Annotated in this window: 8 protein-coding genes; 6 read left to right on the forward strand and 2 right to left on the reverse strand. The window is 31.2% G+C overall.

Annotated features, from left to right (window positions below; translation table 11 throughout):
* The first annotated feature begins 12 nt into the window (after positions 1 to 12).
* The 5 genes from rsgA to aroA all read left to right on the forward strand — a co-directional run bounded on the left by rsgA (position 13) and on the right by aroA (position 3,466).
* A complete protein-coding gene (gene rsgA, locus GFJ94_RS06140) occupies positions 13 to 990 on the forward strand; it encodes a ribosome small subunit-dependent GTPase A (RefSeq protein ID WP_153200690.1) in 978 nt (325 codons plus the stop codon).
* 24 nt (positions 991 to 1,014) lie between these two features.
* Positions 1,015 to 1,467, forward strand: a complete 453-nt coding sequence (gene dtd, locus GFJ94_RS06145) for a D-aminoacyl-tRNA deacylase (protein WP_162523805.1) — start codon at positions 1,015 to 1,017, stop codon at positions 1,465 to 1,467.
* Entirely contained in the window at positions 1,468 to 1,794 is a 327-nt protein-coding gene (locus GFJ94_RS06150; protein ID WP_133610418.1) for a nucleotide pyrophosphohydrolase, read from the forward strand.
* A 95-nt stretch (positions 1,795 to 1,889) separates the two neighbouring features.
* Positions 1,890 to 2,216 carry a multidrug efflux SMR transporter gene (locus GFJ94_RS06155; RefSeq protein WP_153200691.1) on the forward strand — a complete coding sequence of 109 codons (327 nt, stop codon included), beginning with the start codon at positions 1,890 to 1,892 and terminating at the stop codon, positions 2,214 to 2,216.
* On the forward strand, positions 2,216 to 3,466 hold the full coding sequence (gene aroA, locus GFJ94_RS06160; RefSeq protein ID WP_153200692.1) for a 3-phosphoshikimate 1-carboxyvinyltransferase: 1,251 nt from the start codon (positions 2,216 to 2,218) through the stop codon (positions 3,464 to 3,466). Before GFJ94_RS06155 ends, aroA begins: the two co-directional genes overlap by 1 nt.
* Position 3,467: 1 nt before the next feature.
* Here the strand turns inward: aroA and GFJ94_RS06165 are convergent, their stop codons facing one another.
* Both GFJ94_RS06165 and GFJ94_RS06170 read right to left on the reverse strand, forming a co-directional pair.
* Complete coding sequence (locus GFJ94_RS06165) at positions 3,468 to 4,214, reverse strand: LytTR family DNA-binding domain-containing protein (protein WP_153200693.1); 747 nt, start codon at positions 4,212 to 4,214, stop codon at positions 3,468 to 3,470.
* Between the two features lies 1 nt (position 4,215).
* Complete coding sequence (locus tag GFJ94_RS06170) at positions 4,216 to 7,095, reverse strand: histidine kinase (protein WP_153200694.1); 2,880 nt, start codon at positions 7,093 to 7,095, stop codon at positions 4,216 to 4,218.
* 184 nt (positions 7,096 to 7,279) lie between these two features.
* On the opposite strand from GFJ94_RS06170, the gene GFJ94_RS06175 reads away from it, so the two are divergent.
* On the forward strand, positions 7,280 to 9,104 hold a 1,825-nt coding region (locus GFJ94_RS06175; RefSeq protein ID WP_203228650.1), incomplete at its 3' end, for a LamG-like jellyroll fold domain-containing protein.

Raw genomic sequence — 9,104 nt, forward strand, 5'->3', positions numbered from 1 at the left:
TTCAAACTTTGCATGACAGGAATCGTTTATAAATCTACTGGAAGTTGGTACACCGTTAAAACTGAAAATGGTGACTTTTTGGAGTGCCGTATAAAAGGTAAATTTAGAATGAAAGGTATTAAAAGTACCAATCCAATTGCCGTTGGAGATATCGTAGATTATGATATCGAAAATACCACAGATGAAACCACCGGAGTAATCACTTCAATTCATGATAGAAAAAATTACATAGTTAGAAAATCAGTAAACTTATCGCATCAAATGCATATTATTGCTTCTAATATTGATGTGGTTTTTTTATTGGTAACCATTAATAATCCGCCAACAACCACAAGTTTTATCGACCGATTTTTAGTCACGGCAGAAGCTTACGGAATTGAAGCTGTAATTGTCTTCAATAAAATAGACACGTTTGATGACCAAACATTAGACGAACAATTATATTTACAACACGTTTACACCGAGATTGGCTATAAATGTTTACGCGTTTCTGCTAAAGACGGAAAAGGAATTGACGAGCTAAAAGCTTTAATGAAAGATAAAGTTTCTATGTTTTCAGGACATTCTGGTGTTGGGAAATCAACTTTGGTAAACACATTAGAACCTTCGTTAAATTTAAAAACCAAGCAAATTTCAGCATCGCACGCACAAGGAAAACACACCACAACGTTTGCCGAAATGTTTGATTTATCTTTTGGAGCCAAAATTATTGATACGCCAGGAATTCGTGGTTTTGGAATTGTTGATATGGAAAAACAAGAAATTGGGGATTATTTTCCTGAATTTTTTGCTTTGAAAGACCAATGTAAATTCAATAACTGTTTGCATAAAGATGAACCACATTGCGCTATCAAAAAAGCATTAGAAAATGACGAAATTTCATGGTCGCGTTATAAAAGTTATACCCAAATTTTAGAAGGAGATGAGGAACAATATCGTGCCGATATTTATGATGCCGAAAGAAGAGCAAGTGACGAAACGAGGAAGTAAAAAATAAAAAGAATCAAGTAAGAAGTGAAAGCAGTAATTCAAAGAGTTTCTCAATCATCAGTTACAATTGATAATGAAGTTGTTGCACAAATTCAAAAAGGATTATTAGTTTTAGTTGGAATTGAAGATGCCGATAATCAAGAAGATATCAATTGGTTAACCTCTAAAATAGCCAATTTAAGAATTTTTGAAGGCGAAAACCAAGTAATGAATTTGTCGTTAAAAGATATTGATGGCGAAATGATTGTTGTCAGTCAGTTCACATTACATGCTCATACCAAAAAAGGAAATAGACCAAGTTATATTAAAGCCTCAAAACCCGAAATAGCCATTCCACTTTATGAATCTTTTGTAAAACAGATGGAAATAGAACTGGGCAAAAAAGTACAAACCGGACAATTTGGAGCTGATATGAAAGTAGCTTTAGTTAATGATGGGCCGGTTACAATTATAATTGATACGAAAAATAAAGAGTAAATGAACCTAAAAAACTCCCAACAAGAAGTTGATAATTGGATTAAGGAACACGGAGTTCGTTATTTCAATGAACTAACTAATATGGCCCAACTTACCGAAGAAGTAGGTGAAGTGGCCCGAATTATCGCCCGTCGTTATGGCGAACAATCAGAAAAAGAATCGGATAAAAACAAAGATTTAGGCGAAGAGCTTGCCGATGTGGTTTTTGTAGTTTTATGTTTAGCCAACCAAACAGGTGTAGATTTACAAGCGGCTTTTGACAAAAAAATGGATTTAAAAACCAAACGCGACCACGACCGTCATCATAATAACGATAAACTTAAATAAGGTTAAAGGTGAAGGGTTAATGGTAAAAGGTTACTTGTTGATGTTAAATTTTCTTTTACCCTTTACCTTTTGCCCTTAACCTTTTACTCTAAAACATGAACTGGATTTTACTCATAATAGCAGGTTTATTCGAAGTAGGTTTTGCCACTTGCCTCGGAAAAGCAAAAGAAACTTCTGGAAATACTTCTTTACTTTGGTACGGCTGTTTTTTGGTGTGTTTATCAATTAGTATGTTATTATTAGTAAAAGCAACTAAAGAATTACCTATTGGAACCGCTTATGCTGTTTGGACAGGGATTGGAGCCGTAGGAAGTGTTTTAGTAGGAATCATTGTTTTTAAAGAACCCGCTACTTTTTGGCGTGTGTTTTTCATCACTACATTAATTTTATCCATTGTAGGATTAAAAATGGTAACCAAATAATGAATTTATTACTTAAATCATCCAGCATCCAGCATCCAGCATCTATCAAAATCACGGGTAGTAAATCAGAAACTAATAGATTGTTACTGTTGCAAGCATTATATCCAAATTTAGTTTTGGAAAACACTTCCAATTCCGATGATTCTGAAGTGATGCAAAAAGCATTAACTAACACCCATCACCCATCACCCATCACCAAAACAATAGACGTTCACCACGCTGGAACAGCTATGCGTTTTCTTACCGCTTTTTTTGCCATTCAAGAAGGAAAAGAAGTCGTTTTAACAGGTTCAACTCGAATGAAAGAGCGCCCAATTAAAATTTTGGTTGACGCTTTAAATCAATTAGGAGCCGAAATTAGTTATGAAGAAAATGAAGGTTTTCCACCAATAAAAATCAAAGGAAAAAAATTAACTCAAAGTAAAGTTTCACTTCCTGCAGATGTAAGTAGTCAATATATTTCGGCATTGTTACTAATTGCTCCAAAATTAGAAAATGGTTTAGAATTAACACTTGAAGGCGAAATAACCTCAATTCCATACATCAAAATGACTTTGGCTTTATTGAATGAAATAGGAGTAAAGACTTCATTTGAAAATAACTTAATTGTTGTCAAGTCGAGCGAAGTCGAGATGGTTTTTAAATCAATTACAGTTGAATCCGATTGGTCATCTGCTTCATACTGGTTTTCTATTGTTGCTTTATCTGAAATTGGTACACAAATTACACTTTCAAGTTATAAAGAAGATAGTTTGCAAGGCGATAGTGCTTTGGTAAACATATATCAAGATTTTGGTGTTGAAACTACTTTTAATACTCATAATTCAATAACAATTTCAAAAGTTAACTTCAAAAATCAAAAATCGTTAATCGTTAATCTTCAATCTTCACCAGACATTGCTCAAACCATTGCCGTAACTTGTTTCGGATTGGGAATGGGTTGTGATTTATCGGGATTACATACTTTAAAAATCAAAGAAACCGATAGACTTGAAGCTTTAAAAACGGAACTAACAAAATTAGGAGCGACAGTTTCAGTAACTAATGATTCTTTACATTTAAAATCCTCTACTAAAATTAAGGAAAACATTTTAATCTCAACTTATCAAGACCACAGAATGGCTATGGCTTTTGCTCCACTGGCACTAAAAATTCCTATTATAATTGAAGATGCAGAAGTGGTTTCAAAATCGTATCCGAGTTTTTGGGAAGATTTAGAAAAAGTTGGTTTTAGGTTAAATCAGAAATAAATTAGCGTTTTACCATTTGAATTTGTTCTAAAATAAGTTGTACTCTATCGGGTGAAACCGGTACATGAACTCCTGTGCTTAATTCTAAACTACCACCATCCGATTTGTTGTAAGCTATAACTTGTTCAAAATTAATAATGTACGATTTGTGAACACGCATGAAACGCTTGTCTAAACATAAAATGTCTTCAAAATTTTTTAAGTTTCTGCTTACTAAATTTTTTGCGCCAGTTGTGCAAAAAACTTCAGAATAGGCACCTTCGCCTTTAATGTATGAGATTTTTGTTGTATCAATAAAAATTAATGTATTGCCAGAAGGCACTGCAATTTTTGTTAAATTATCTTGCTGAATATTTTCTTTTAATATTTTGAAATTTTCGAACTTTTGTTTTTGTTTTTCTAATCGAGTAATTGCATCAGCTAATTGTTCAGGATTAATCGGTTTTAATAAATAATCAATGGCAGAAAACTTAAAAGCTTGCAAAGCATATTCGTTATAAGCGGTTGTGAAGATTATAGAAAAATTCACATCGTTTTCATCAAAAAAATCTAATAATTCTAAACCACTATGACCTGGCATTTCTATGTCTAATAACACTAAATCTGGATTGTGTTTTCTAATGGCTTTTACGCCTTCGGGTAAATTTTCACATTCGGCTACTATTTTCACATTGGGACAATATTCCTGAATGAGTAGGTTTAATGAAACTCGAGCTCTTTTTTCGTCATCTATAATAATTGCCTTCATTTTAATACGTAATTGGTATTTCAAAAACAACTTTTGTACCAATAGATTGGTTGCTCAAGTTTGTTTTGTCAATATAGTAAATGGAAATATTTTTTTGATTGTATTGATTAAGTAAATCTACTCTGTTTTGCATAGCTTCTGTAGCAAACGAATTATGATTTTTGTTTTTTATAGCATTTAATTCAGTACTTTTTTGACGTCCAATACCATTATCATCTATAGACACTTTTATGTGTTCCGCTTCTTTTTCAAATTGAATGGTAACTAATTTTTCTCCTTGTTTATGTAAAAGACCGTGCTTAACTGCATTTTCTACATAAGGCTGTAAAAGCATGGTTGGGATTTTAATGTTTTCTGAATCAATATGTTTATCAATTAAAATTTGATAACTAAAATCTTCTTCAAAACGTGCTTTTTCAATATCTAAATATAAACTCAGTGTTTTTATTTCCTCGGCAATAGAAATTGTTTCTTTTTCCGTCATTTCTAAAATGGTACGCGTTAAATTTGAAAATTTAGATAAATAATTTACGGCTTGTTTTTTGTCGTTTGATAAAATAAAAGACTGAATTGTATTTAATGCATTATAGAAAAAATGCGGATTCATCTGTGATTTTATGGCTTTTAATTTTGACTGATTTAAGTTTTTTTCCAGATTTATTTTTTCTAATTGCAACTTATTTTTGTATTCTATTTTACGAATTTGCCATTTGTAAAAACTATTAATTAAGACTAAAAACAGTATTCCAATTCCAATTAAAAAGAAGGTGTTTAGCCAAAATGGTTTTTTGATTTCAAATTGAATCGTTTGTAAATCAATTTTAGTAGTATTGTAATTTATAATTAACTGAATTTTGTAATTTCCTGAAGATAAAGAAGAAAGCTTTAAGTTTTTATCTTTATAATCTAAGGTTTTCCATTTGGAATCATTTATTTTATAGGAAACGCTGTAATTTTCATTAGGAACAAAAGATAAAGTAGAAAATTGAATTGCTATATCATTTTCATCCGGATTTAGTTCGTTTAATTGGTCTATTTCTTTACGTTTCCCGTTCACTAAAATTTCATTAATGATAAGTTTAGGCTTTGGAAAACAAGCAATTTCTTGTCTTTTTTTAATTACAATTCCTTTTGAAGTAGCAAATAAAAGCTGATTATTTTTTAACACTACATCAGTAACTTCGATATCATTGCTTAAAGACATTACTTTTTGTGCGTTATGCGTTTTAAAATCATACTCATAAATGCTGTTTGCCGTAAATAAATAGCAATAGTTATTTCTAATAAAAAATCGATTAAACTTTTCTTTTGCAATAAAATTGGGAAGTTTAAAAAGAGAAACCTCATTTTTTGAATTTATAGTATATAATTTTTCTGCAGTTGATAATCCAATTATGTTATCCTTATATTTTTGAATACGAATTAAAAATAAAGTTTCATTTTTGTATTTTATTTCTTTGTTTTTCCCGTCGTTAGTAATGGCAATTAAACCATTATTGGTAGCGTAATAAATAGTGTTGTTTATTTCGTTGTACTCTGTCGATTTTCCGTTTGTATTTATTAATAATGCAACTTGATTGAATCCAGAAACACCTTTGTCTTTGTTTTTATCGAAGATTACATCCCAACTACTTTTTAAATTTTTGTCAATATAGAAAATCCCAACAATGCCACTTGCAGCAAACGAAAAATATTTGTCGTCTACTTTTTTAATATCTTTAACAGCAATAGAATATTCTTTTTTGATGTTGTTATTTTTGTCTAAAATGTGAAATTTAAATGAATTAAAAAATACATTTTCGTTAATAGTATCGGCAAATATTTGACTGATGGAATGATTGCTTTCTGTTTCAAAAATTTTTTCTACTTGTAAAGAGTTGCAATCGAGTTTGTAGACTAAATCTTTTTCGGCGCCTATAAAAATTTTGTTTTTACCCATTGCTAAAGAGTTGGGTCTCGGGTTTAAATCGATATAATTGTTTGAAAAATCTTGAATATATAAAACCCCTTTATTTAGCGTGGAAACCCAATAATTTTTATGTTTGTCTTTGAATACAAAAGATATGTTTTGATCCGTAAAATAGGTTTTATTTTGGTTTGATTCTAAATCATTTTTATAAACACCATTTGGAGTGCAAATCCATATGGCATCATCTGTTATTGCCGTGTTTTGAGTAAATTCAGCCGGATTATTAAGTTTATATTTATGAAATTTTCCTTTTTCAAAACTATAATAGTTAGCGGATGATTTTGAATTAATAATTAATTTTTCTTCCCAAGTATTAATAATTGGAGTAATAATTTCTGCATAAAAATTCTCAGGTAGACTATGTTTTTTAATTTCATTTTTATGGTCTAATTCATATAAGTTATTACCTAAAACATAGAATTTATCTTTAGTTGCATAACAAAAACGAATTTCTTTGTCTCCAAGAGCATGTTTTGCTTTTACTTTTAAAGATTTTAAATCATAGACCAAAATAGCATCTGGCTGGATTAAAAATAATTCGTTATTAACAACTCCAAATCTAAAATAACCAAGAGAAGTTTCTTGTGGCAATGCTTTTAAACAACCTTTTTCTACATAATATAAAAAGCCATCAAAATTTTCATACCAAATGCGTCCGTATTTATCTTCTGCAATACAAGAACCCGATTTAGAAGTTTGAAAATCGGCAGTAAATATTTTGAAATCATTTCCATCATAACGGCACAATCCTTTCCCTGTCGCAAACCACATAAAGCCTTTGCTGTCTTGAAAAATATCAAACACACTATTAGAAGGCAATCCAGAAGTTTTGTCAATAGTTATGTGATACGGATTTTGGCAAAAGCCTAAATTCGACAATAACAAAAATAGTGAAAGTAATAAAATTCGCAAATGGAAATGATTTTAAACAAATGTATGAAATACACGTTTAATATTACAAACGAGTTTACCAAACCTAGTTATGGATTAACGAAATTTTATTTCGTAAACTGAAAATAGGGTTTGGTAAACCCATTATTATAAAGATGATTTTACTCAAGTACTTTTGAATCAAACTTTAAAAAACTATATTATCATGAAAACAAGATTACTTTTATTTTTATTATTTGCTTTCTCGTTTGGAAATGCGCAAGTTAACGTAACTGAAGGATTTGAATCTGGAACTATTCCTGCTGGTTGGGGCAACAATGGTTTCAATGTTTCCAATACATCTTCCTGTTCAGGTTCTTATTCTTCTTTTTTCAACACTTCTGGACTCGGTTCAGGTGCCTCAATTTCCACTCCAACCTATGTTTCAACTGGAGGAACAATAACATTTTCTTGTGACTACAAGAAAAGTAATCATGTTGGGGATGCAGTTATACACCTTCAATATTATAATTTCGCTACCAATAGCTGGATTGATCTTACAAGTAATGTAATGTCACCAACTTGTTTTGGACTTGCAGCTATAATTCCAGCAGGAACTATCCCAGCAGGAACTAATGTAGTTTTTAAAGTAAATTTGTATTGCACAAGCGGCACATTTACTTTTTTTATGGATAATTTTTCAGTACAAGAAAGTTTACCTCACGCTATTGCCGAGTATAATTTTGATAGTACTTACAACAATACTATAGGTCGCAATCCATTTTTATCAAATGCAGGAACTTCTTTCGCTACAGATCGATTTGGAAATGCAAATGGTGCTATTAATATAAATAATACAGGAACTACGGCTAATTTTCCAGGACTTCCTTATGGTGCAAGCAGTAAATCAATATCTGTTTGGGCAAAAGCTAATGTTATAAACCCTACTATTAACTATGTTTTTCATTATGGTAATACCGCTGGTGGTAATGGACTTGCTTTCAGAACGGCTGAAACACTTTTTTTTGCTGGTTCAGGAGGAAATTTAACGGCAGCTTCAAGCATAAGTGCACCTTGGGCACATTATGTTTGTACATATGACGGCACTACAGCGAAAGTTTACAAAGACGGAGTTTTGCTTTCTGACAGTGCTCTAGCATGGAACATAATAAATAATTCAAATACCTTTAGACTTGGATTGACCGAATCGGGTGGGGTAAATTATTTTAATGGTGCCATAGATGATCTGAAAATTTATAATTATGCATTAAGTCAAGCAGATGTAACTAGTTTATATACAAACAATTCATTGACAATAACGGCGCCAACAATTTCTTTAATTTCAGTCCCTACAATTTTAACAAATGAAGCAACTGTAAATTATAGTTTAAATGCTAATAATGGCGCTACAACTTCAATTGTAAAGTACGGTTTAACAAGTGGAAATTTATCAAGTCAAGTAACTGGTTTTTCTGCAAATGGTTCATTGGCAACGTCTGGCTCTGCACAAATTCAAGGATTATCATCAAGTACAACTTACTACTATCAAATAGAAGCTTCAAATTCTGCTGGTACAACGACAAGTGCAATAGGTAGTTTTACAACAACGGCATCAGTGGTGATTGCAGAATATAATTTTGATAATACATATAATAATATTTTAGGGACTAATCCATTTCAAGCAAATGCAGGAACTTCATTTACAACAGACAGACATGGAAATATATCAGGAGCACTTAATATAAATAATCAAGGAACATTTGCAACTATTCTAGGACTACCTTACAACTCTACAAGTAGAACAATTTCTGTTTGGGCAAAAACAAATGTATTGAATGCTACAATTAATTATGTGTTTCATTATGGAAATTCAGCAAATGGCAACGGACTAGCTTTTAGACCAACAACAACACTTTACTTTGCTAATGCAGGAGCTAATTTAGAAACAGCAGATACAAATACAAACAATACTTGGATACATTATGTTTGTACTTATGATGGAACAACAGCGAAAGTATATAAAAATGGTGTTTTATTTAGTTCAGGTGTAA

It is taken from the genome of Flavobacterium sp. LMO8, from assembly GCF_009495755.1.
GTDB lineage: Bacteria > Bacteroidota > Bacteroidia > Flavobacteriales > Flavobacteriaceae > Flavobacterium.